This is a genomic window from Bacillus luti, from assembly GCF_001884105.1.
Lineage (GTDB): Bacteria > Bacillota > Bacilli > Bacillales > Bacillaceae_G > Bacillus_A > Bacillus_A luti.
Map to the genome: position 1 here is coordinate 1 of NZ_MACI01000091.1, position 672 is coordinate 672.

Annotated in this window: 1 protein-coding gene; it reads right to left on the reverse strand. The window is 32.0% G+C overall.

Going from position 1 to position 672, the window contains the following annotated elements; genetic code table 11:
• A partial coding sequence (locus BAQ48_RS22435) for a transposase (protein WP_131800855.1) occupies nt 1-672 on the reverse strand: 672 nt, incomplete at both ends.

Below are 672 nucleotides of genomic sequence, written 5' to 3' on the forward strand. Positions count from 1 at the left end.
GCTTGTAAAATGACTCTTCATTTTGTTGTAATATTGATTTATGCTTTTGACATGTTTGCCCTTAACAAGGACAGGTTTCATACCTGTGTTTGTTACGATGGTTGCAAGGTTATCAATCCCTAAATCAATACTCATATAACGAGCATTCTCTTCAATAATTTGTTGTTCAGAAGGAACATCAATTACCAATTCCACTACATATTCATTGTATTTTGGAATCACACGAACTTGTTTCAGTTTACCTTCAGTGAAACCTAGTTTCCCAATATTTAATTGCAATTTCGTCTTTGGAAACTTTAAAAATCTACCGTTTTTAATGATGCAATCTTGGTTTGTATACAGAATCTCTTTTTCAGAAGAACGAATATACTTTGGAATCCTAGGCGTTCCAGCATATTTGTTTGGATTCTTTTTATAGTCTTTTAAACTAGCAAAAAAAGATTTCCAATTTTGGAACAAACCTTTCATGATTGACTGGCTACATTGCGTAGGCAAAGCTCGATAATCATTTTGAATCATAGCCTTAAATAGTGCATCTAGAAAGTTGTAATCTACATAAGGTTTTTCAAAATTAGGTTCTGAAAACAAATTACATGTAATCTCTTTCTGTTCTTCTTTAGGTTTTAATTTCTCTTTTTCCAATTTCTTCTGATAGGCAAGAAGTTGTGTGTC